This is a genomic window from Photobacterium sp. 2_MG-2023 (assembly GCF_030547675.1).
Taxonomy (GTDB): Bacteria; Pseudomonadota; Gammaproteobacteria; order Enterobacterales; family Vibrionaceae; genus Photobacterium; species Photobacterium arenosum.
The window spans coordinates 15,926-40,944 of sequence record NZ_JAUOQQ010000034.1; the positions used below are offsets into that span (position 1 = coordinate 15,926).

The following is a 25,019-nucleotide window of genomic DNA, read 5'->3' on the forward strand; positions in this document are numbered from 1 at the left end:
TTACTGTGCGTCGGTTGATTGGCGGGCGGTCAGCACACCGCTTCCTTCCACACTGTTGTCTTCTGTGTGCCACTGCTGATAGCGGTGAATATCGGCCAGTTGCTCTGTCGTGGCCATTTCCACAACTTTCGGCGCAACCTGCATACTCGGCCGGATCTTCTGCAGCCCGCTGACCACAATTCTGTCCTCTGTCGTCAGGCCGGATTGCACCACACGCAAACCGGCGACTTTCTCACCCAGGGTCACTGGCTGGTAAGTCACCACATTGGCGTCATCAAGCTTAAGGACATACTTCCGGTTGAGATCGGTGCCGACGGCTTTTTCATCAATCAGAATCGCGTCATAAGGTTTGCTGGCGATCAACCGTAAGCGGGCAAACAGGCCGGGCATCAGCATCTGGGCTTTATTCTCAAAGGTGGCCCGCATCCGAATCGAGCCGGTCTGCTGATTGACACTGTTATTGATAAAATCGATATGGCCCTGATATGAAAATCCGGCATCGCCAGACAGTGCCATCATCACAGGACTGGAATCACGGGTTTCCGACACACGCACCAGATGGTTGCGGGCATAATTGAGGTAGGTTTGCTCATCGACATCAAACCAGGCGTACATCCGTTCGGTCGACACTATGGTCGTCAGCTCGCTCTGGCCACTGGTGACATAATTGCCCTGCGTGACCTGCGCGTGTGAGACTCTGCCGTCAATCGGCGACACCACCTGGGTGAATGACAACTGCAAGCGCGCGTGCTTGAGCGAGGCTTTCAGCGCATCCAGCTCGGCCCTGGCCTGCTGTAATGCCGCCTGACGGTTGTCATAGACATCGGCAGAAATGGCTTTGGTGGCGTTCAGTCGTTTGGCGCGGACAAACTCACTCTCGGCCAGTTTTAACTGACTCTGCAAACTGGCCTGCTGCGCCTCCAAGCGTTCAACTTCGGCGCGAAACAGGCGATCGTCAATACTGAACAGCACATCACCCTGATGAACCAGATCGCCTTCGCGGTAAGCCACTTCAGTCACGTAACCGGAAACGCGGGGTTTGAGCACCACTGTCTCGGGTGCCTGCAAACGGCCTGTGTATTCATCCCACTCAGTGATACGTTCACTGAGCACCGTCGCCACACTGATGGCAGGCAGCGGCGGTGATGCCGGAGATTCATTGCCGATAGCTGTCCCGGAGGCGGACACCAGAAAGACAGACATGCCACCAAGAAGCTGTTTCCTGAACACGTTTCTGAATGGGGTGAATAGGGTCATCAGGCAATCCTCTCTGACTTTGATACGTGAAATTCGATAAATGCAATGTCTTATCCGAACCACTAAAGAGGGATCGGATTTCACCTTGTCATTCTATGTTCCATTCAGCGTATTGATATTGTCGAAAGCTCGGAGAAGATTGCCTATTTCTACAAACAAATCAATTCAGCAAGTAATCACACCAGTAGCGATAAAGATTACAGACTCTTGAGTCTGTAAAAGACAGAAACGCGCCACAGCTGATATCTTGCCTTTTCCTACACAATCCTTGCCTAATCCTCTAATTGTCATTATGAGATAAAACAGTAGCAGTACGCTTGCCTTATACTCTATAGTCGTATGTGGATGAGAAAATGGTGAGTGACACTATGACGGGTACCCAACAAGAATTAATCAACCTGGTGAATCGGCATATTGACGGGCCGGGACTGACCGAAACGGCGTTGCCGGAGATTAAGCTGGTGCACAGCACGGAAAATACCTCCTGCTCACCCACCATCTACAGCCCTATGCTGTGTTTGCTGCTGCAGGGCGAAAAGCGCATTACGGCCGGGGCGCGTGAATTGTTACTGAAAGAAGGCGATTTATTACTGGTGCCTGTAATGATGCCTGTTGTCGGCGAGATCCTTCGCGCTTCAGAAGAGCAGCCTTACATCGGTATCAGTATTTCGCTGGATCTCAAGGAACTGACAGATTTACTGATCACCATGAACGAGCCACCCGAAGCCATTACCAAGTGTCCTTACTGCATCAGAACCGTGGCATCTGATGACGATATACTGTCGGTGTTCAAACGTTTTCTGGCCTTACTCGACCATCCGGAAGATGTCCCCGTTATGTTGCCGCTGCTTAAACGGGAACTCATGTTCAGACTGCTGAAAAGCCCGGTAGGGGTTCAGCTTCGCCAGTTTTTGTTACGGGATACCCAGGCCAACCGCATCAGTAAAGTCGTCGAGCTGATCCAGCAGCGCTTTAAAGAGCCAATCCGGGTACAGGAGCTGGCCGATATGGTTCATATGAGTCAGTCTTCGCTGTTCAATGCCTTCAAAGCCGTGACATCCATGACGCCGTTGCAGTTTCAGAAACAACTCCGGCTCAATGAAGCGCGCCGGATCATGCTACAGGACGGCATAGACGCCTCCGCCGCCAGCTACAGAGTCGGCTATGAAAGCCCTTCCCATTTCAACCGCGAATACAGCCGGCTGTTTGGCATCCCACCGATGACAGACATCAGCCGCCTGAGAGGCCACAAGCCAATGGTCGATGACAGGGTTCAAATGTAGTTCAGAGCTTTACCAACCCACTGAGTAAAAGCGCAGTAATGAGATTGCAGTGATCCTTTGAAGTAATCCTCACCGCCATAGGCAGTGGTTTAGGGATGACAATAAAAAGTGGCAGACGACGCTGCCACTTCTAAGCCTGTTGCTTACAACTACTGAAAAACGAGTGCTGAATAAATCAGGGCTTCAGTTTGAGCACAGCATCAATATCTGCGGCGCTGTGTCGCTCAGGGAGCACTTCCCATTCTTCACCGGACGTTCTGTTCACAATACGACCGCGCTGTACCGCCGGACGTTCAAGAATCGCTTTCGCCCACCGCTGCACATGCTGATAACTGCCGGCATCCAGAAACTCTGCCGCATCATAGGCATAGCCCAGTACCAGATTGCCGTACCAGGGCCAGATCGCCATATCAGCAATGCTGTATTCTTCACCGGCAATAAAGGTATGGTTTGCCAGTTGCTTATCCAGCACATCCAGCTGGCGTTTGGCTTCCATGGTGAAGCGATTGATCGGGTATTCGAACTTCTCCGGCGCATAGGCATAAAAATGCCCGAAGCCGCCGCCCAGATAAGGCGCAGAGCCTTGCAGCCAGAACAGCCAGTTCAGTACTCGGGTACGCTCGGCAATGTCGACCGGTAAAAAGTAGCCGAATTTTTCCGCCAGATAGACCAGAATAGAACCCGACTCAAACACATTGACAGGTGCGGGGCCGGATTGATCCACCAGCGCCGGAATTTTTGAATTCGGATTAACCGCCACAAAGCCCGAGGAGAACTGATCGCCATCGCCTATGTTAATCAGGTACGCATCATACTCGGCATCGGTAACACCCAGCGCCAGCAGCTCTTCAAGCATAATAGTAATCTTCTGGCCATTTGGCGTGGCCAGAGAATAAAGCTGTAATGGATGGGCACCCACAGGCAATGCCTGCTGATGTCTGGCACCGGAGTCGGGACGGTTGATACTTGCCCACTCACCGCCGTTTTCAGCATCCATAGTCCAGACTTTCGGTGGTACGTATTCATTTGCCATTCTGTTTACCTCATTGAATAAATTCGACCCTGACTGATACATATTGGGCCATTCTCTGCCAAATCACGGCCTCAAACGCTTGTGAGTTAGAACCCTTTACTATTAACAAGTTTCACAAATTATATAGGCCTGAATGACAAGGCAGCCTGAGACGCTTTTGCCTGTCCCGTCAGAGCAATACACACTTGGCTGCATAATTCAGCCCGTCCAGGCGCTTTGACTCTTTCACAAACCCTGCGCATTAACAAAGAAAGACCGATGCACAATCAGAATATTGCAAAACCTGTGAAACCATCAGGGTGTATTCTTCATTATTTGTCCTTTTCAGATATATCTCTGCATCAAGGCACAAAAACACACACACTTTTACTTAGCATCAGGCACCTTATTATAAATAAGCTGCTTTACTTATTACCCCCATTTCCTGCTATGACTACTCTTGACTTGTGTTTACCCTCTGTGAACAATAAACCAAAGCGTTAAAACGCCAGTGGCTAAAAATAGCCACATAATCATAAAAAACAACCGCAACAATCAGTAATAAACATTAAATTAATAATGGCTGTTCGTTCCATGCTTCAGATGAGAAAAATTAATTTAATTAATCGTTCAATTAAAAACAAATCATTGTTACCACTCTCTTAAACAAAGCCAACAAAAACAATGTCAACCTTTGTATGGATATTATTTATCACATTAAAAACCCTGACAAATAATCGTGACTCAAGTCACATCAGAAGACATTCCATCGACGAATTACTTTAATAAAAACAATAATATTGTCAGGGTATTAAAGGACTGACACTGAAAATTGCCACTATTCAACCGGATAAAAACCGCAATTAACCGTGCATTAAAACATCACGGATTAATTATTGTTGTCTGAAATGGCTTTAACGCATTCCAACAAGGAGGGACGTGATGTTTATTCACCGTCATATCAAGCAAATTGCTGCAATGTCTTGTGTTGCTGCAACTTTAGGATTTTCCACTCTGGCTAATGCAGATACCTGGCGTTACGCTCACGAAGAATATGAAGGCGATGTACAAGACGTTTATGCCCACAAATTTAAAGATTATATTGAAGAGCACTCTGACCATAATCTGAAAATATACCGCTTTGGTGAGCTGGGCGAATCAGACGATATTATGGAGCAAACCCAGGCAGGAATTCTGCAGTTTGTTAACCAGTCACCCGGCTTTACCGGCTCGCTCATTCCTGAGGCACAAATTTTCTTCATCCCTTACCTGATGCCAACAGACATGAAGGCGGTAATCAATTTCTTCAAAACCAGTAAAGCAGTGAACAACAACTTCCCTGCACTGTATGAAGAACAAGGCTTAGAGCTGCTCAAGATGTACCCTGAAGGCGAAATGGTGATGACGGTTGATGAACCTATTACCTCTCCGGAAGAGTTAAAAGGCAAAAAAATCCGAGTCATGACTAACCCTCTGCTGTCCTCCACCTATGAAGCCTTTGGCGCTACCCCGACCCCGCTGCCCTGGGGTGAAGTATACGGTGCCCTGCAGACCAATATGATTCAGGGCCAGGAAAACCCTATCTTCTGGATTGAGTCCGGCGGTTTGTACGAAGTCTCGCCAAACCTGATCTTTACGCACCATGGCTGGTTCACCACAGCTTCAATGGCCAACAAGAAGTTCTTTGATGGTCTGTCAGACGAAGACCAGGAAATGGTAAGGCAAGCGGCGGAATACGCGTTCAGCGAGACCATGAAACACATTACGGGTCTGGCTGAGAAATCCCTCGCTAAAATCAAGCAATCCAGTGACGATGTCACGGTAACGCGCTTATCTGCCGAGCAAATTGCAAAATTCAAAGAGCGTGCACCCCAGGTAGAAAAAACCTTTATTGAAATGACAGGGTCGGACGGTCAGAAACTGCTGGATCAGTTCAAAGCTGACTTAAAAGCTGCTCAACAATAATAAAGTCGTACGAGGTACCGCCTGACAGGCGGTACCTTACTGTTTGAGGAAGTTGTTATGTCCGATTCCGAATCATTGGAATACCACTCGGAATTGCCCGGTGTGCTCGGCAAAGTCGATACACTGATCAGTAAAATTGAATCCTTCATGCTTGCTACTGGTGTGCTGCTCATGGCCCTGAACACCTGCGTAAACGTAGTAGCGCGGTTCGGCTTTAGCCAGGGCCTGTTTTTCTCCGGCGAAATCAATCGCATACTTATTATTCTGATTACTTTTGCCGGCATCGGCTATGCTGCCCGCCATGGCCGCCACATCCGTATGTCTGCGTTGTATGACATGCTGCCTTTCAAAGGCCGGAAAATCGTCATGATCCTGATTTCAGTCATCACTGCCGCGATCATGTTCCTGCTGGCTTATTTTTCCTACCAGTATGTGCTGTCTGTTTTTGAACGTGGCCGTATTTTGCCAGCATTAGGCTTTGAAATTTGGTGGATATATATCTGGGTTCCCCTGGGGTTTGCCGTCACTGGTGTGCAGTACTTGCTGACCGCCTATAAAAATGCGACCAGCCCGGAAATCTACCTGTCCACCGGTGTGCTTGACGAGTACACAGAAACCAAAAATAAAGCATAAAAAATGAAGTTCAGAAGGTATTCACCATGGCAATGACCTTAATGCTGATCATGATAGTGATGCTGTTGATCGGCTTCCCTATGATGATCCCTCTGATTACCGCCGCCCTGACCGGTTTCTACATGATGTTTGGCGGTATGGGACAAATGGATACTTTTATCCAGCAGGTGCTGGGTGGGATCCGGCCGGCCTCTCTGATAGCCGTCCCTATGTTTATTCTGGCCGCTGATATTATGACCCGCGGCCACTCTGCTGATCGCCTGATCAATATGGTGATGACTTTTATCGGTCATATCCGGGGGGGGCTTGCCATCAGTACCGCCGCTTCCTGCACCCTGTTTGGCGCGGTTTCGGGCTCTACTCAGGCTACCGTTGTCGCCGTGGGTTCCACGCTGCGCCCCAAGTTGCTCAAAGCCGGTTACAGCGATTCTTTCTCGCTGGCCCTGATTATCAATGCCAGTGATATCGCCTTTTTGATCCCGCCCAGTATCGGGATGATCATCTATGGTGTCATTTCGGAAACCTCTATCGCTGAGCTTTTCATTGCTGGCGTCGGCCCCGGTCTGATGATTCTGCTGTTCTTTTCTCTGTATTGTCTGGCTTACGCCACCATCAATAAGGTACCGACAGAAGAACGCGCCAGCTGGTCTGAGCGCTTTGATGCCGCTAAAAGCGCCATCTGGCCGCTGATGTTTCCGGTGATCATAGTAGGCGGGATTTACGGCGGCATCTTCAGCCCGACGGAAGCCGCAGCCGTGTGCGTGCTTTACGCCGTGTTTCTGGAATTCATTGTTTTTCGCTCACTGGGCAGCAAAGATATTTACGCCATTGCCAAATCCACCGGTTTGATTACCGCGGTTGTTTTCATTCTGGTCGGTGTAGGGAACGGCTTTTCCTGGATCATATCCTTCGCGCAGATTCCGCAAATGATCCTGGAAGCGGTCGGCATTGATGAAATGGGCCCGCTCGGGGTGCTGGCATCCATCTCTGTGGCTTTCTTCATCGCTTGCATGTTCGTCGACCCGATTGTAGTGATTCTGGTGCTGACGCCAATTTTTGCGCCAGCCATCGAAGCCACCAATCTCGATCCGGTTCATGTCGGGATCATTATTACCTTGCAGGTGGCGATCGGCTCCGCCACACCGCCGTTTGGCTGTGACATCTTTACTGCCATTGCGATATTTAAAAAACCCTATTGGGAAGTGGTGCGAGGAACTGGCCCCTTTATTGCCATCTTGCTGCTTTCAGCCACCCTGCTCGTGATCTTCCCTGAAATTGCTTTATTCCTGCGTGACGTTGCGTTCGCAGACTAGCCACCAGCAGGGTAAAGTCCGCGCTCTGCTCAGGTACAGAGCAAAAAAATGGTTCCCGCTTTAAGCACAGACAGTATGTCAGCCAATCTATTCACGTACGAATGTATTCACGTACTCAGGCTGGCATACTGCCTGCTCTTCTGAGCCTTTTCTCCAGCGCCCAAGCACTAACCAAATGCCATCTACTGGCCAGCAAGCGTAATGCTTCCCTGGTTTCTGCCAAACAGCCAAACCCGCCAAAGAAAAGAAACCGGTTACAGAAACCGGTTACATTTTAAGATTGTATGATCTACACTGCACTCAGGATCCAATATTGTTCATGAGATCGTTTTGCCAGCACAAGGGGGTTACAGATGTCACAACAAGGCTTTCCGACTGATTTTCTCTGGGGCGGCGCAGTGGCTGCCCATCAGGTCGAAGGGGGCTGGGATCAGGGAGGCAAAGGCGTCAGCGTGGTGGATGTGCTGACCAAAGGCGCCCATGAAGTGCCGCGAGTGATCACCGAGTCGGTAGAAGCGGATCACTTCTATCCCAACCATGAAGCGGTTGATTTCTATCACAGGTACAAAGAAGACATCGCGCTGTTTGCCGAAATGGGCTTCAAATGCTTCCGGACTTCCATTGCCTGGACACGCATTTTTCCCAATGGCGATGAAAAAGAGCCCAATGAAGCCGGGCTGCAGTTCTATGACGATATGTTTGATGAGTTGCTCAAACACGGCATCGAACCTGTGATCACCCTTTCTCACTTTGAGATGCCGAACCACCTGGTGAAACACTACGGCAGCTGGCTGAACCGTAAGGTTGCGGACTTCTTCGTGGCCTTCAGCCAGGTCGTGATGGAGCGTTATAAACACAAGGTGAAATACTGGATCACCTTCAACGAAATCAATAACCAGCGCAACTGGAAACTGCCTATCTGGGGTTACTGCAACTCAGGCATGATCTACAGCGATCATGGCAATCCGGAACAAGTGATGTATCAGGTGCTACACCACCAGTTTCTGGCCAGTGCAAAAGTGGTAAAACTGGGCCATGCCATCAACCCGGATTTCAAAATCGGCAGCATGATTCACATGATGCCGCTCTATCCGGCCACCTGTCATCCTGATGACGTGCTGCTGGCGCAAGAGCTGATGCGTCAGAAATACCTGTTCAGTGACGTTCAGGTACGGGGCTATTATCCCAGCTACCTGCGCAAAGAGTGGGAACGCAATGGCATCGCGGTTGAAATGCAGCCCGGTGATGAGGCCATTTTGCGTGAAGGTTGCGCTGACTATCTGGCCATCAGCTATTACATGACCAACATAGTGTCGGCGAAGAAAGACCCAGACGGCGAAACCACTTCCCTGTTTGAAGACAGTAAGCTGAACCCTTACCTTCCAGCCTCTGACTGGGGCTGGCAGATTGATCCCGATGGCCTGCGCGTCGCGCTGTCTGATCTGTATGAACGCTACCAGAAACCTATCTTCATCGTCGAAAACGGTTTTGGCGCCATTGATCAGGTCGAAGATGATGGTTCGATCAATGACGACTACCGGATTGACTACCTGAGTGCGCATATCCGGGCGGTTAAAGAAGCTATAACAATTGAGGGCGTTGATGTCATGGGATACACCCCGTGGGGCTGCATCGACTGCGTGTCTTTCACTACCGGGGAATACCGGAAACGCTACGGCTTCATTTATGTCGATAAACACGATGACGGCAGTGGCACCATGGCACGGTCGAAGAAAAAGAGTTTCTTCTGGTATCAAAACGTCATCGCCACCAAGGGTGAAAGCCTGTAACGACGGATAAAGCATTCTAACAACAGCTAAAGTTCGCTACACTCGCCATCCGGCCGCGGCTTACTGCCCGTGGCCGGATGATAAAGAGGACAGGCAATGGCAACCATAAACGATGTGTGTAAAGCAACAGGCTATTCCAAAGCCACAGTGTCACGTGTTTTAAACGGCACCGGGCAGGTAAAAGCCGCCACCCGCGATGCTGTGCTTTCTGCCATGCAAGCTCTCGGCTATCAGCCCAACGCAATGGCACAGGCGCTGGCAACCAATACCTCCAATACCATCGGCCTTATCCTGCCCCACTTTCAGAGCAGCTATTTTGGCAGCATTTTGCACCATGCCGAGCAAAGCACTCAGCAGGCCAGTAAAAAGCTGCTGGTGGTTAACAGCCGCAACACCGCCAGCGGTGAGCGGGAAGCCGTTGCCACCTTAGCCAACCAGCGCTGCGACGCGATATTGCTCTACAGCCGCCATCTCAGCATCGCAGATCTGGCTGCTCTGCAGCAGAGCGTACTGCCACCTTTGATCATCCTGAACCGTCAGCTTGAAGATAACACCCTGCACAGTTTTGGTTTGGATCAACGCCAGCTGGCAGAAATTGCGATGCAACATTTGCTGTCTCTCGGTCATCGCCACATTGCTTGCATTACTTCCCCACTGGCGAGCGAAACCGGTCAGATCCGCTATGCGGTGTATCAGCAAATGCTGGAGCAACAGCAGATAACCATACAGCCCGGCTGGGTTCATGAAGGGACAAATACTCTGGCAAGCGGTTATCAGGCCGTGGAACAGCTCCTCAGCAGCCAGCAGAGCGTCAGTGCCATTTTTGCCTGTAACGATGACATGGCAATCGGCGCCATTCGAGCTTTGTATGATCACGGCCAGCGCGTACCACAGGATGTCTCTGTGATGGGTATTGATAACGAACCTGCAGCCGCTTACGCCATTCCCAGCCTGACCACCGTCTCCTTGCCGATTGTTCAGCTCACTCAGGATGCCATGACACTGGCGGTATCCCTAGCCAATAAAGAGCACGCCCAAACGCGGCACCAGACCTATAGCGGAGAACTGGTACTGCGTGAATCAACGCAAGCCCTGACGTCGGCGAGCTAATCGTACTGAGTGCGACATCTGGTTTAACCGTCTTTCTTTAGCAAAGCAAATTCTGTAGCCAAGCTGATTCTGTAGCCAAGCTGATTCTGTAACCAAGCTGATTCTGTAACCAAGCAGGGCAGATATCCTGCTTGCTGGGGCCCAGTATCGAGTTAAGGCTGAATGTTAAACGTGGAAATCACCGGCGAACACAACCGTCCAAAACCAGCCAAACGGCTTATGCCAGACCTTTAAGTTGCAGATGACACTATCGTCTGTGTTTTTTGTTATTTTCATCTCGTCTGCCATACGTCAAACATCATTGCGCTGTTCTGCCGATGCCGTTTCATCTCTCATTTGACTGGACGTCAGTGTGTATCGCTTTATTTCATAATAATCGGGGCGCTTATCTGTAGCAGGCAATGCACCTTCAAAAGAGGCACGTGATGGATCAATGCCAAGCGCAGTTTGGATAGCCCTGTATCTTTCCTCATCCAAATCTTCCAATCCGAAGACGATTCGGACATCCAGATTGCTGGCACGGTAGACCTCAATAATTTGTTTCATCATCTCCGTTAATTCAGGCGCTTTGGCATCCTGATCGAATTTTTTTAATCGATATTGAGCGCCAGTTTGATATTCAGACTGACTATCCAGATCAAACCGACTGGCTTGTGGTTCGAACTCAAGTTCAAACCAGCCGTATTGAGTCATGATCGTGCCATCTCTTTCTTCCTCAACAGGCTTTTCGTAATACAAAATCACTGCATCGCGATCTGTCATCGGGTGGCTGGTCTGGCGCCACAGAAAAAATCGCCGAACTCGAAAAGACCACTGACGCTCCCTTTTTCGCCATACCATTTCTTTCTTTCGTAATACGGACCAAAGGCTCAGTAAAGCGGTCAGGTACTGAACCGGAAAATAAGGAAACAGCACAATCAATACAACAGATGCCAGGAAAAAGACCAAACCAACTGGCCTGTGCCAGACACTCAAGTTACAGGTGACGATATCGTCGTATTTATTTTTTTGCATTGCTATACCAACCCCACAATTCAAAAGACAGCGTCACTTTCGCTGCACTGCCGATGCGATTCAACTTTTCCAGCGCTTCACCGTGACACTTGGTACGCTGAATAATGACTTGAAATAACCCACTCAGAAAACCACTTTCAGGAAGCTTAATCAAAATGAAGGCGACTGGATGAAGCCATTCATTGATTCATATTCCTCAATACGAACGATATTCAGATGCGACATCTTCTTTTAACTGCCTCAGATGCGTCCGATAAACAAATACGCTCGTGAGAGCCGACTGGGTTTGACTTGTTCCCATAGGCGATTTGAAACCCTTCTATGGCTTTCCATTGAAAATGGCAAGCATAGAACGCACTCAGATCCAGCAATTCTGCTGTCCCGCTTTCGTTTTCACTGACACTTTCGTTTCACTGAAAAAGCAGGGCAAATGCCCTGCTTGCCAAGATCCAGTAGTCGTTAAGGCTGGATATTAAACGCGGAAATCACCGGCAGGTACATGGCATTAGCAATGTATTTATGGGTTGCCGTAGTGGGATGCGTCACTCCCCAGAACACATACTTATCCGAACCATGATACGCACATTCATCGGTAAAGCTGTGGCTGTACAGATAGTCCGCCGCGGAATTGCGATTGATATCCAGACAGGCATCTTTGGCATTGGCAAAACCGTGTGATGCAGGATTTGTAGTGATCTGGTCAAACAGTTGGTGCGCATCAAACAACACCACCTTTACGCCTTGGTCCTGATAACGTTTTGCCTCGGCCTTTATGAAAGCGTTAAAGGCCAGAATTTTCGCCTGCACCTTGTCGATCTCTTCCTGCGTCGCGTACTTAAACTGCGGCGCACGGGTGGCATCCGGTAAGGTCATCAACAGAATATTGCTCGCACCAGATGCCGTTAAACGTTGCATAGCCGTGCTGTAATCTGCTTTGGCCTCTTCCACCGTGCGGTCGTAATTCATGAAATCATTCAGCCCGAACTCCAGCGTAAACAGGGTATTGGCCGGATGGTAATTCTGAGCAAGCTGCATGTACGTCAGATACGAGCTCACCTGCTCAGTGACTCCCGTAAGCGCGACATACTGATTAGAACCGGCTGCACCGCCCACTGCCCAGTTGTACAGCGGCAGATTCAGGCTTTCTGCCAGATATTCCGTCCAGACAAAGCCGTTAGAAAAATGGCCGAGGAACCAGGAATTGCGGTTCGGGAACATCCACTGCGATGCATTGAACAGGTTGCCGGTATCCGACAAACTATCACCAAACGCGACCACTTTGTTGATGCCCATCGAGATACCCAGATCGTTGGTCCAGATAGAATGGTTATAAGACAGGCTGTTATCGGCAGCAAAATAGGTCATGTCAGCCGTTTCATGACTGACCCCCAGGGTTTCCGCACAGCGCGCTTTGATCTCAGACTGCGGGGTATGGGTATAGAACATGTTCTTAAACGACAAGGATGACCACCAGTAACCCTTGAGCTGGTAATACTCGCCCTTTTCATCTAACGCCCACTCCCAGCTTGTGGCAGGATCATCGTGAGTCTGCGCCGGACGATACCAGCAACGGACATAAGTATAAGTGTTGCTGCCCTGAACCTGCTCAATCTGCGCCGTCGACAAAGGCTGAGCATAAAGATGGTGTGAGGCAGGCGCTTCTCCACTTTGCGCAGCAGCGGTAAAGGGTAACAGCATGAGGAGTAATAATTTTTTCATAATGAGCCATACGTTATTGGTAAGAGGTATGACCTATAGTTGACGGTATCGGAATCTGTCAAAGTTGCACTGAAACTACGAGCAATAAAATGGGACCCGGTTCAAACCGAGGTGAATTTGTAAGCGATTAAAACGGTTCGAATCTGGCAGCCATACATAACTCTGCCCATATTATCGTCAGCCCTACACAGGCACACGAAATTCGCCTTCCCGGTTGATATTTCTCTCACTGCAGAATGGGCAGATGCTATATAAAATTCATTGGCTCTATGTTCTTACTTTCATGGCTCAATTTCAGGAACCTCATCAAGAATACCAATTTATTATGTTTTTAATTCAATAGAAATTTTTATTCAAAGCTTCAATCTTTCAGTTTGGTGAAGATATATACTGAACCACAACCACACTCTTTCATAGTTCGATTTATGACTTTGAAATGTATATGATATAAAGACTTAAAAATGGTAAAAATTTTAAAAATCATGCGTTTGTGGAAAATTTATTTCTGGCTGAGTATTTATAACCTCATCATGGCGATTCGTCTTACCTATCAGGATGAAATGACATTTCTGAGTATCATCGACTGTGTTTTTTTATTATTCGCTGTGATTGGCTTACAGGGTTATGTATACCGTATTCAATATTTTTCAGCACAATTTTGGCGGTATTTCTCACCGTTCTTCATGGTATGGCCCTGTCTCGTTACCTTGATGATTATTGATCTGGAAGCGATAGAGGCAAGAGCCATGGCGTTGATCTCATTTCTTATCCTGACCTATATTCCGATGAATGTGGCTCTATATCGTTATAAATCACTCCATCCAACACTGAGTAAAATACAGCAACCTGACAATTATCAAAAAACACAACCATAAAAAACGGCAGTTTTCACTGCCGCTCAGATTAATGCGCACCTATTGTGCAGCCCAACATCATCATTCAAGCGTTTGCTGCAAAGCCACTTTCAGCTCTTGCTCGGCTTTCGCAATGACTTTTTCGGCCTGTTCGCGTTGCTGACGGCCTTCTTTGACGCGGGATAACGTGTTGTTCAGCGTTTCTATCGTCAATTGGTTAACCGCCTGCAGGGATTCGAGATCCAGGATACCGCGCTGATAGTTTTCAGCAATTTGCTCTTCCAGCACTTTCAGGTGTTCAGCGTTTTTCACGTACTGTTTGTTGGTGTAATCCTTCACAGTGCGGGTGACTCTCAACGCTTTTTCCTTTTCGTAGTTGGAAATCGCAATCAGGAACTGGCGCTTCCACAAAGGAAAGGTGTTATGAACAATATCCTGGATATCTTCCATCAACATTTTATTGCCTTCCTGCGACAAACGAATCTGTGGTGCCGTCTGTACGGCAGCAAGCCGGGTGAGCTCCAGGTTATGAACCCGTTTTTCCAGTCGCGCGACGGCCTGACTGGCATCACGGTATTTCTGCGCTTCCAGCGCATCGCCGGATTGAACAGAGGCCGCGTGCAAGGCTGGTAATATATCCACGTTCAACTGACTAAGTTTGTATTTACCCGCGGCAATGAAGTGTTCCAGACCTTTGAGCAACTCGAGGTTGTTATCGTACAGGCCATCCAATTGCGTGATATCGTGCGCCAGTTTCACTTCCTGCGCTTCCAGCTGCTGCGACAGCTGCTCAAGCTGCTGCTTGACCGAATCAAAGCTGCGGGAGAACTTCTTGAAGGAATCAAACAGTTCGCCAATCAGCGGCAGGTTCGCCAGAAAGCTATTGCCTTTGAGGCGGTCAAACGCGGCGCTGTCCATCGACTCCACCATAGATTGCAGGATTTCTCCGGCATCCCCGGTATCACGGACCCGAACTTGTTCAAGCACGTTATCGGAAAACGCGGTGATTTTTTCCAGCGCTTCTTTACCAAAAGTGATGGTTGCAACAGCGTCGAAAGGATCAAAGCTGTCAGACAAGGCAACGATTTCAGGTGTCACTTCCAACTCCAGCAAGTCGGCTGGATTGGCTGAGCGGACAGGCTGCGGCTCCGGGTTCACAATGTCATTCATGTTTGCTCTCCTTAACTCGGCTGATGACAAGGAAAACGCTGCCACAGCTCTTCAAACTGTTGCTCGAACGCTGTCAGAAAACGGCGGTCATCCGTCAGCGTAATGTCTTCCTGATTGTATCTGGACGCGCTGCGTGTCCAGTTGAAACTGCCGTTGATGAGCCGGGTGCCATCAAACACGGCAAACTTATGATGCATATGATAAGCCGTGGTATCAATTTTCACGGCGACGCCTTTACGTGCCAGATAATCAATATCACTGCCAGCGTCATTGAGCTTGTCGTTATCGGTAATCACCCGCACTTGCACGCCGCGTTCATGCGCTGCCAGAATGTGTTTGGTCAGTTCATCATCCGCAATCGTAAAGACACAAATATCCACTTTACTGCGCACCTGTCGCAGTTGCTCAATGATGCCGCCCGCACAGGCACGCCCCGGTGAAAACCAACTGGTCGCGACTTCTGCAATGGCAGAGCTGCGGGTGTTATCAAGCACTTTCACTACCCGTTCCAGCCAGCGAAGTACAGCAAGGGGCTCTGCCCCTTGCTGTATGGCTTGTTGCGCCAGTTTGAAGCTCTGGTTGCGCAAAAAAGAACGCTCATCATCCGATAAACCCACTTCCACCAGTGAAACCTGTAATTCACGCCGCTCGCTGTCGTCCAGCCGGCCATCTTCAAGCGACGCTTTCAGCCAGTCGAGCCACTGTTGCTGATTCATTGCAAATCCTCCGGTTTTACAGGTTGAGCGAACCGCGCAACATGCTGATTCAGCATCGCTAATTGCTGAACGACTTGTCCGGCACGGTCACTTTCATCACCCATCATTTGCTTGCGCTGATAGGCCTGTTTGATGTCTTCCCAGCGGGCTTGCTGTTCAGCGCTCATGTTGCCGCGCAGTTCTGCCAGCTTGAGCAGGTTTTCTTCTGTGCCATTGGCCAGCGTCTGCGCTTCGCCCTGATAGTGATCCTGAAGCAAGGTATTGAGCTCATCATCCGTCATCACCGAAGCGATTTTCTCAGCCAGCTTATTCATGTTCCGGTAAGAACCCTGCAACTTAAACGGCGGCTCAACACGGTAATCGTCTGCCGTTGCTGCCGACAGAATGTACTGCTGATTCACCTTCAGAACCGTCTGCTGAACCAGCATCAGTTTCTGCAGCGTCGCCACAATTTCGTTGGCTTCAGTTGATGAATACGAGTGCGACATATCGCTCAGCGCAACGCCATCCCCTTGTGCCATTTTGACAAAATGATACAGATCGTTCAGATCGCGGGTTGCCAGTGGCGCCAGAACCGGATTAGAGGTGAGTGAGTTCTCAATAAAGCTCAGCTCAAACGCATATTGCTGATCCGACAGCATGTCACCCAGGTTATAGATATCGGCCCGGTTGGCCAGCATGTCCGGAATCCGGAACGCTTCACCGGTTTCGGTATACGGGTTCCCGGCCATGACCACAGCGAACTTCTTGCCGCGCATATCATAGGTTTTGGTTTTCCCCTGCCAGGTTCCTTCAATCCGTCGGGTACCATCACAGAGTGAGATGAATTTCTGCAGCAGTTCCGGGCTGGTGTGCTGAATATCATCCAGATACAACAACACGTTGTTGCCCATTTCGAAGGCCAGATTGATCTTCTCGATTTCACGCGCTGAGTTCTGATCCGGCGCATCGGCCGGATCCAGCGAGGTGACCTGATGGCCAATCGACGGGCCGTTGACCTTCATGAAGACCAGTCCCAGCTTATGCGCCACATATTCGATCAGGGTTGTTTTACCGTAGCCAGGCGGAGAAATCAGCAGCAGCATCCCCATCAGGTCCGTCCGCTTCTTGTCGCCGACTGTGCCCATCTGCTTGGCAAAGTTGTCGCCAATCAGGTGCAGGTAGCTGTCGCTGATCAGCTTGTTACGGACGAAAGAGGTCAGCGGCCGCGGTTTGAACTCGCTCAGCCTGAATTGATCTTTTGCCTGATTCAGTAATGCCGTCCGCTGACTCAGATAAGCCTCAAACTGAGGAACCACTTCGCTGCGGTGATGTTCACAGCGCTGGATGAAATCATCCAGGACCAGGGTTAATGTGCCGCCTTCAACCCGATCGTGCTCGCCCAGCAGTCCCTGTACAGGACAAGCCAGAGAGAAGTCCACAGGACTCAGCAAGCGGTCTGAATGGGTTTTACATACCGCAATCGCAGCGGCTTCGACCACAAACGCCTGACCATATTGCTTCTGGGCGGTGTAAGCACTCAGCCATTGCTGGTGATCGGCAAAGGCGACATCCAGCGCCAGTTGCTCGCCGTTCCAGCCCAGACTGCGACGAAATTGCAGGTAATCTTCACTCAGTTCAAAGCCATCCTGACTGACTTCAATCCGCACATCCGTACCCGCCAGTAACCGAATCAGGTAATCGCTGCTTTCCATAGCAGCCTGACCCTGCACCGACTCGGCCAGAGTGTGCTGCAGCGACAAGAATGCATCCGCAGAATTCAGGTGCTCTTTCAGCAGCTGTGCATTTTTCGCTTTTTCCTGCCAGCGATGCAGTTCCGTTTCCTCCTGCATCATCAGCCACAATAACGCATTGGCCCGCGCACGCTGGCTGAATCGCAGCAATCCGGCCTGTTCAAAGGTCGGCAGCACATCCTGCAATATCAGAGCCGCATCGTGATCGTGGATCCCTTTGACATACCCTTCTTTGTAGCGCGGCGCAGAAAAACGCTGAACCAGCGGCAACAAGGATTTGTCACGGCCAGCCTGATAAAGCTGAGCAAGCGACAGATCATCAGCTTTGTTCATGGCACTGTGCAGCATCAGGTATGCTAGGTATTCACCGCGATAAACCGCCTCACTTTCAGACGACACATCAAGGCGCGCGATTTGCTGCAGAGACAGGAAATTTTCATCTGCAATAGGCTGATAAAAATCGGTACCGGAAATATGCGTACAAAGCTGTTTGTTATGCTCCACCAGGCTCAGATCAAGCGCCTGTTGGTTGACACTGAACTTGTGACGACCCAGTCGCAGTACTTTGCCGCCATCTTCGAAGATATCCTGATTATCACGAAGCGAACGCAGCGACTGGTCTTGCAGCGATTTGAGCTTAGCATCCAGACTGTCTGCCTTGACGCTGTCGCCCAGATCACGAATCGACTGCGACAGCTGATGCAGTTTGAGCACCATGGCGTCGGTGGCGAAATAACTGTTCAGCGCTTTCACATCATCAAAGCGGGATACCCGTTTTTCGACGCTGCCCATGGTGACATTGGCAGCCTGCATCAGGTTCTGTACCCGGCGCTGCTGCGCTGCAATCAGCTGTTGCTTGTGATTGTCCAGCGTCGACTGAATCTCATCGCGCTTGGCGTAAATCTCCACCAGAAACTGGTCGAAATCTGCAAAACGGGACTCCAGTTTGTCCAGCTGACCCACCAGCTTCGCCAGTTGGGTGTCGCACTCATCCGGCGTGGTCGCCTGCTCCATCGCACTGCTGACCGACTGGCCCAATAGTTTGAACTGGGCACTGAACTCAGCCTGAGCTTCGTTACTTTGCAGACTCTGCGATTTATTTCTCAGCCTGGCCGAGACCGCATTCAGCAACGACGAGACTTCGGTGGTTAAGTCCAGAATCCGGGTCGACTGGGTCGGATCATCGGTTTCAATGTCCGTGACTTCTTCAGACACCAGCTGCAAGTCTGCACGCAGTGTGTCCGCCTGCTGCTGAAGCGCCTGAATGTCTGCGGTCTTGCTGACATCCGCCAGCGAAGTTTCTATCTCGTGAATCTGTTGCTTAAACGGCTGATACGCCTTTTCTTCCTGTAACAATGCCAGCAGCTGCTGGTTCAACTGCTCACGGTGCTGCTGCAGGCTATCAAGTAAGGCATCAACACTGCCGGTATCCATATAATGCTGCTGACGCAGCGCCATGGTGGCACCCACCTGCGCTTTCAGCTCTGACAGCAGGGACAGCAGGACATTTGCCTGCTCTTTGGGGGCCAGTTTGATCTTCGCAATCAGGTTCGTCACGACCTGCTGATGCTCAGCCAGGCTCTCTTCAGCGTGACGCTGCATCTGAAGAACTTTGGCAAACTCATCAATGATCTTGTTTGCCGTGTCCATCAGACTGTTAATCACTTCCCCCATGCCCAGCGCATAATGATGGTTGAGCCAGTGATAGTGATCCAGCGTGGTCTGACATTCTTTCAGCAGCACTTCAAAAGCAGCCTGAGTGACTTCTTCTGACTGCGCCAGCTGGCAGATAGACAACACGGACGACAGCGCACGAACCAGTTCGGCATTACCCAGGTTAAACAGCGGGCTGGTGTTGTCAGCACTGGCATTCTGCGCGGCATAGTGTTCCGGGGTAGAAAACGGCGTATCCCAGATTCGCAGCGGGTGAATGGTTGACGCTTCCGCATTTTCAGACAACTGGAATACCAGCATCCGGCCATCGGGATAGAGGCTGAATCCGTGGCTCTCCATAGGTGCCGCAAACTTCTTCTCAATCATGTTATAGGTGAAGCCAACGTAATGGCCTTCGAGCATGTTGAAAAAGAAATACAGGATATCTTCACCGTTGGGTGAGGCAATTTTCTGGAAGAACTTCAGGTGCTGCCACGGCATGTCAAACTGCTTGCTTTCGCCGTTTGCCAGCACAAAGCCGTGAGAATAAAGCACACCATGATCTTCCGGCAGTGCTTTGGCACTCAGCCCTAACGCATCAGCCCGGGCAACTGACTGGTTGATCGGGTTATAAATAAAATAGCGCGAGTGCTTTTCACGGTACGGTTTGATTTTTAACGCGATCAGCTCACCAATAAAGGCATATTCAATGAAAGCATCGGCAACACTCTGGTGCGGATCGTCCACCGATTCGCTGTAGATCCCTTTACCGTCATCCGTGTTGTCTTCCACCTTGATGGTCAGATCGCCGCCAATGCATTCGACAAACAATTTGTCGCGGATCGACACATGCGGATGAGCTCCGGCAACCTGATCGTCACGGGTTGTGGCAATCCACTCAAAGTCATGCTGCTGAACGTTTTCCAGCTGTTTGTTACCCAGCGAATCAATATATTCAACAGAGTTTGCATTGAGCTGGAAACGGAAGACTTTGCGGTCTTCAGGACGCATCCCGATCTGGAAGGCAATGTACAGAATGCTTTCCTGACGAGAAATCTGTGTCAGGCGGGCATCGCTGTAGTAAGTAAAAAGTTCGGTAAATTCGTGCAGAAAACGGGCATCCGTCAGAAAACTGTTTTCCAGCGGCAAAGGTTCGATGCGGAACGTGCCGTCCTGCTCGTGTAATTGATATAAACCAAAGACATCCTCCAGGGACGGAGAGGATTTCAGGCCGACATGTACCTGATAACCGAAGAGAAGTTGCTGATTGACCTGCGCCATATCGATGGGAATGGAGCGGGCTTGTGTCTGGACATTGGCTTTACCGACCAGTTGACTTTCGCTACCGCCAAAGATTGTCTGACGATTCTGATTAAAGGCTTGAGACAGGGACTTGAGCTGTTTACCTTGCTGAAATAGACGGGATTTCAGTATTTCGTACGCCCCACCCTCGCTCACCGCTTGTTGAGTTGTTTCGGACATGCAATTACCTAATAAATCCCGCCTCCTAAGAGGCGGGAAGCGTGGGATGATTGACGTAAATTACAGTTTGTCTTCTGAGTGAGAGCTCAGTGTACTTTGAATTTTCTTCAGTAATTCTGACGCACCGCCCTGTGAATTCAGCAGACCGGCCAGCGCCACGTTACTCAGATCACTGCTTTTCAGATCTGTGTTTTCCAGGATGTCTTTGATGTCCTGAGGCATGCTGCGCAGACCTTCAACATATTCAGAAACCAGTGGATTCAGTACTTTAGACTCGGCAAACTTCGCATCCATTGAAGCGGCATCCATAATGGTACGACGGATTTGCTCCATGCCTTCGCCACCGAACAGCTTGATGTCCGCCTGAGACAGAGCCTGGGCCAGCGCTTTCGCGTTCTCGCCCACCACAGATTTCTGCGCGTCGATACGGGCGATTTCCAGCTCTTTATCCTGTTGCAGCTTCATCACCCACTTATCATGCTCACGTGTGTGCTCATCGTACTGTTGAGCCGCTTCGAAACGAGCAGTCTGCGCTTCGGCTTCCGCCAGACCTTTCGCACGCAGTGCCTGCGCTTCCGCTTCACCCGCACTCTGCAGTGCGAAAGCTTCCGCTTCACCCACTTCACGAATCGCCAGCGCACGCTCGCGTTCCACTTCAATTTCGGCCAGACCCGTTGAGCTGATCACTTCTTTCTCAGCTTTAGCCATACGCTCTTTCGCTGCGGCTTCACGCTCTTTCGCGATAAATTCAGCTTCAGCACGCTTGGTCGCTACGATCTGGTCAGCTTCTGCTTCACGAGTCTTCACAGCCAGTGCGTTTTCAGCATCACGAGTCTTAACCTTCAGCGCAGCGTCATTTTCAATCAGCAGACGTTCCGCTTTCTCGCGGGCAGCGTCTTTCTCCGCACGGGCAGCAACCAGCAGCTCCAGCTGTTTCGCTTCTGCAATCGCTTCAGCTTCCGTCAGAGTGACACGTTTCTGACGGTTCACTTGTTCGTGAACACGCAGGTTCTCCGTTTCTTCCTCTTCGCGAGCAATCTTACGTTCAATTTCAACACGTTGAGAACGCATTTCCGCCACAGCTTTGAGCGATTCTTCCACTGTGGTCTCTTTGTGCATTTCTTTCTCTGCCACTTCCGTTGCAGTACGGACTTTCTCGGTTTCAACGGAACGGTTCAGCTCTTCCTGCTGGATTGCCACCTGACGCTGATTGGTAATGCGCGTCATTTCGACTTCCATCTGAACACTTTCGCGTTTCTTGGCAACTTCTTCTTCAGTTTCCAGTTTCGCCAGTTGCGTCACGCGTTCATATTCTTCACGCTTCTCGGAAGACAAAGCTTCTTCCTGCGCTTTGATAATATCAATTTCACGTTTCGCACGAGCAATGCTTTCCTGCTCCTGCTTATCCAGTTGCAAACGGTTGGCTTCCGCTTCAACATTTTTCTTCTTGATGGTTGTGCGCTCGTCCTGACGAATCGCATTGGTTTCGGTATTCTTATGCGCGGTGATCATGGAAATCTTGCGAATACCTTCAACGTCCAGGATGTTGTCCGGGCTGTGCGCGTCCAAAGACGTCTGGTCAATTTTATCAATTACAACGTCATAGATTTTAAAGCCATCCATTTCGCTGCCGATCACTTCAACCACAGCATCACGGAAAGTACGGCGATTAGTCAGCAGTTCTTCAAATTCAAACTGTTTGACGGCCGTTTTCAATGCTTCAGAAAACTTGGGCTGGAAATGTTCTTTCAGACGTTCAATATTCGATGCTTCATGAGCAGTAAACAGTTTCGCAACACGAACGATATCTTCTTCTTCGTGGTTAACACCGATATAGAAATCCACTTTCAGGTCGGCACGGATATTATCGCGGCAGTGCAGACCTTCGTACTCTTCGCCTTCCTGATCTTTACGACCGCTGCGAATCACAGAAATCTTCTTACGCGTGATATCCATATATTCGTGCTGGTTAATGACCGGCCAGACAAAGGTACCGGTCAGAGAAGCACGGGTGGCATGCAGACCATTGACGATCAGTGCATCACCTTCCCCTCGAACCTTTTTATATCTGGATGTGAGAAAAATTAAAATCAGTAAAAATATACCGACTCCAGCACTAATAAAGATAACGCTTGGAGAGATTTGCATAGCCAACTCCTTATGCTTAGCTATTTTTCGCTACTATATAATGATTTGTTGTTTTATCTTGAGAAACGATGATCACTTCATCGCCATATTCCATTGATATCTCCGGCTCGATCACCCGGACATCAAGTAAGAATTCACTGCCGTTATGCTGCACGACAACTTCACCCCGGTTCTGGTTCACCAAACTGCTGTGAACCCGGCCTTTCAGGCCAATAAAATCAACCTTGGCAAAGCTTTTCTTTTTATCAAACAATGGTGCCAAAGGTTTGAGCAACCAGGCGGCAATGAAAAGAGCCAGATAAGCCGTAAATGGAATTGACACGACTTCGACAACCATCATCCAACCGGCTTCTGAGACTGCATTCAGCGCTTGCACCAGATAAAAAGAGACAATGGTTCCGACAAAGAAACTGACACACAAGGCCACCATTAATGGCACTTTCGACAGAATCGGCGGCAGAATCAAACCCGCACCCGGAATATTCTCTGCATCAAACAGATCAACATCCGGTGCGACACTTTCAACAATGTTGAATACCAGATCCACCAGCATGATGACCAAAAAGATGACAAAAGGAACGAAAAAGACATTCGTTGGAAAAGAGAGCAATATCGAGATCATTTCTTGAATGGTCATGCATACCAACTAATTTATAGAGTTATCAATTTAAATTTATTTCAGGAAACCAGTCACATCTTGCGACCGTATATAAGGAAACGTTAAACAAGGTTTCTGGAATTTATCATCCCCTTTCTTTGCCGACAACGAGTTTTCCCAAAAAGGATAAATTGAAACATGAAGTCGTGAATATGAATAATTCACAACGCCATCGGGCATTGTCAGAAAACAGGCTTATTTCTCACTTTTTTGGCTGTGAATTTCACGTTCTAAACTGTGATTCTGACAGGCTTGTTATTCCTTCAGATCCGTATCAAACTTTCCCTGTTTGAACCCGAATATGAAATTCACTTTTCCGTCAGAAAAAATATCTTTCCTCAAATCTCGTTGCTGTAAAACTGCGCTGCAACTGGAGGTGTAATTTAAAACTGAGGGGTATATATGAAAATCATGAAACTGATAAATTTGTTATTTTCTTAGTGCACCGCTCTATGTTATGTCGGACCAGGATTATAGCAACAGGGCGAAAAGGCGGTCATTTCAGCAAAAATCGAAGGCTGAAGTCAGCACACTAGTCAATCGTAGGAAAGGTTCGATACTCATCAACTAGACCATTTTTGATGAAAAATACGAGTAAGTATCCTTCACCATACTGGCTGTGAACATTTCCGCCAATGAAATAAGCCAGATCATGATCGTACTCATGATACCCGGTTGGCTCACCAAGCAAATCAATCAAGGTTTCGCTTTTCATTCCGGTAACGCTATATTCTTTGAGAAAAGAATAAACCATCGTCCCTCTGGTTGATTCATCTGCTTCGCTCCAGGCACTCTGGCTGAACGCTTGATCACCTAAGGTTAAAAATGCGTCATTACTTTGCTGCTCAGAGCATGCTGAAAGAACCAGTGCTGCCGTTAGAAGGTAAATTTTTTTCCACATATAACTACCTATTGAATAATCATCAGTTCGCCACCTTGAAGAGCAGCCATACATGCATTGGAAAGATAGCTATCACTTCCACCTCTTGCTCCGATACGCAGCCCGACATCGTTGTTATGAAGATCCATTTTCTTCTCCATAAAGGGGTTATCCGGGCTGGATTCATGAGCATTTGTGAATCGCTGCGCATTCATATATCCCAGATCGCGAGCCATAAGGGCAGACCAGAAGCAATGTCTGAATGCATCCGACGCATCGTTTCTGCCGTTCTTTCTTACCAAATTCTCGATTTGCTTGAGGCGCAAGGCTATCAGTAAAGGGTTTAGTGACACTTTAATCATAATAGCCAATCACTTATCAAGAATTAACATCGGGGTTTCGGTAACAGGAGTCAAACATAGCTGATTAGTAAGATATGGAGAAACTTTAGGGGGCTAATGATTTTTTGCACCAAGTGATTTAAGGCTATTTCGAGTTAAAAATAAATAATATCGTATATATTATTACATCAATTGATCGTGAGCAATAAATTGAGACTGTCCTGAATTCTGTGTAATTGTCTAAGCTTCAGCCTTAAAGGCTTAAGGATAGACAATATGGACAAGAAA

18 protein-coding genes are annotated in these 25,019 nt (G+C 49.0%); 7 read left to right on the forward strand and 11 right to left on the reverse strand.

The features are described from left to right. A complete protein-coding gene (locus tag Q4491_RS20030; RefSeq protein ID WP_303460320.1) occupies positions 1 to 1,257 on the reverse strand; it encodes an efflux RND transporter periplasmic adaptor subunit in 1,257 nt (418 codons plus the stop codon). 353 nt (positions 1,258 to 1,610) lie between these two features. Here Q4491_RS20030 and Q4491_RS20035 point away from each other — a divergent pair, with 353 nt between their 5' ends. Then, on the forward strand, positions 1,611 to 2,540 hold the full coding sequence (locus Q4491_RS20035) for an AraC family transcriptional regulator (RefSeq protein WP_218384045.1): 930 nt from the start codon (positions 1,611 to 1,613) through the stop codon (positions 2,538 to 2,540). Positions 2,541 to 2,715: 175 nt separating this feature from the next. Here Q4491_RS20035 and yghU read toward each other — a convergent pair whose 3' ends face one another. Then, a complete protein-coding gene (gene yghU / locus Q4491_RS20040) occupies positions 2,716 to 3,573 on the reverse strand; it encodes a glutathione-dependent disulfide-bond oxidoreductase (protein ID WP_192014914.1) in 858 nt (285 codons plus the stop codon). Positions 3,574 to 4,494: 921 nt separating this feature from the next. Between yghU and dctP the strand changes: the two genes are divergently transcribed. The 5 genes from dctP to Q4491_RS20065 all read left to right on the forward strand — a co-directional run bounded on the left by dctP (position 4,495) and on the right by Q4491_RS20065 (position 10,363). Further along, a complete protein-coding gene (gene dctP, locus Q4491_RS20045; protein WP_192014913.1) occupies positions 4,495 to 5,517 on the forward strand; it encodes a TRAP transporter substrate-binding protein DctP in 1,023 nt (340 codons plus the stop codon). A gap of 57 nt (positions 5,518 to 5,574) precedes the next feature. Beyond that, positions 5,575 to 6,150: a TRAP transporter small permease gene (locus tag Q4491_RS20050; protein ID WP_303460324.1), complete on the forward strand. Its 576-nt coding sequence runs from the start codon at positions 5,575 to 5,577 to the stop codon at positions 6,148 to 6,150. A 26-nt stretch (positions 6,151 to 6,176) separates the two neighbouring features. Beyond that, positions 6,177 to 7,463, forward strand: coding sequence for a TRAP transporter large permease (locus tag Q4491_RS20055; RefSeq protein ID WP_192014911.1), 1,287 nt, complete (start codon positions 6,177 to 6,179; stop codon positions 7,461 to 7,463). A gap of 353 nt (positions 7,464 to 7,816) precedes the next feature. Beyond that, complete coding sequence (locus Q4491_RS20060) at positions 7,817 to 9,253, forward strand: 6-phospho-beta-glucosidase (RefSeq protein WP_303460329.1); 1,437 nt, start codon at positions 7,817 to 7,819, stop codon at positions 9,251 to 9,253. 96 nt (positions 9,254 to 9,349) lie between these two features. Then, entirely contained in the window at positions 9,350 to 10,363 is a 1,014-nt protein-coding gene (locus Q4491_RS20065; protein WP_303460333.1) for a LacI family DNA-binding transcriptional regulator, read from the forward strand. Positions 10,364 to 10,654: 291 nt separating this feature from the next. On the opposite strand, the gene Q4491_RS20070 is transcribed toward Q4491_RS20065, so the two are convergent. Beyond that, entirely contained in the window at positions 10,655 to 11,377 is a 723-nt protein-coding gene (locus Q4491_RS20070; protein ID WP_303460336.1) for a hypothetical protein, read from the reverse strand. A 459-nt stretch (positions 11,378 to 11,836) separates the two neighbouring features. Beyond that, positions 11,837 to 13,096: an SGNH/GDSL hydrolase family protein gene (locus Q4491_RS20075; protein ID WP_303460339.1), complete on the reverse strand. Its 1,260-nt coding sequence runs from the start codon at positions 13,094 to 13,096 to the stop codon at positions 11,837 to 11,839. A gap of 461 nt (positions 13,097 to 13,557) precedes the next feature. On the opposite strand from Q4491_RS20075, the gene Q4491_RS20080 reads away from it, so the two are divergent. Then, a complete protein-coding gene (locus Q4491_RS20080) occupies positions 13,558 to 13,971 on the forward strand; it encodes a hypothetical protein (protein WP_303460342.1) in 414 nt (137 codons plus the stop codon). 60 nt (positions 13,972 to 14,031) lie between these two features. On the opposite strand, the gene Q4491_RS20085 is transcribed toward Q4491_RS20080, so the two are convergent. From Q4491_RS20085 to Q4491_RS20115, 7 genes are all read right to left on the reverse strand, one after another. Then, positions 14,032 to 15,120 (reverse strand): toxic anion resistance protein, encoded by a 1,089-nt coding sequence (locus tag Q4491_RS20085; RefSeq protein WP_303460344.1) that lies wholly within the window; start codon positions 15,118 to 15,120, stop codon positions 14,032 to 14,034. A gap of 11 nt (positions 15,121 to 15,131) precedes the next feature. After that, positions 15,132 to 15,836 carry a phospholipase D-like domain-containing protein gene (locus Q4491_RS20090; RefSeq protein WP_303460347.1) on the reverse strand — a complete coding sequence of 235 codons (705 nt, stop codon included), beginning with the start codon at positions 15,834 to 15,836 and terminating at the stop codon, positions 15,132 to 15,134. Continuing rightward, on the reverse strand, positions 15,833 to 20,704 hold the full coding sequence (locus tag Q4491_RS20095) for a DNA repair ATPase (RefSeq protein WP_303460351.1): 4,872 nt from the start codon (positions 20,702 to 20,704) through the stop codon (positions 15,833 to 15,835). Before Q4491_RS20095 ends, Q4491_RS20090 begins: the two co-directional genes overlap by 4 nt. A 60-nt stretch (positions 20,705 to 20,764) precedes the next feature. After that, positions 20,765 to 22,852: a peptidase gene (locus Q4491_RS20100; protein ID WP_192014901.1), complete on the reverse strand. Its 2,088-nt coding sequence runs from the start codon at positions 22,850 to 22,852 to the stop codon at positions 20,765 to 20,767. Positions 22,853 to 22,868: 16 nt separating this feature from the next. Continuing rightward, positions 22,869 to 23,489: a DUF1449 domain-containing protein gene (locus tag Q4491_RS20105; protein WP_255557887.1), complete on the reverse strand. Its 621-nt coding sequence runs from the start codon at positions 23,487 to 23,489 to the stop codon at positions 22,869 to 22,871. 553 nt (positions 23,490 to 24,042) lie between these two features. Next, positions 24,043 to 24,411 carry a hypothetical protein gene (locus Q4491_RS20110; RefSeq protein ID WP_218384062.1) on the reverse strand — a complete coding sequence of 123 codons (369 nt, stop codon included), beginning with the start codon at positions 24,409 to 24,411 and terminating at the stop codon, positions 24,043 to 24,045. Positions 24,412 to 24,419: 8 nt separating this feature from the next. After that, the gene (locus tag Q4491_RS20115; protein WP_303460357.1) at positions 24,420 to 24,752 is read right to left on the reverse strand and encodes a hypothetical protein; all 333 of its coding nucleotides are present in this window, start codon (positions 24,750 to 24,752) and stop codon (positions 24,420 to 24,422) included. Positions 24,753 to 25,019 lie beyond the last annotated feature (267 nt).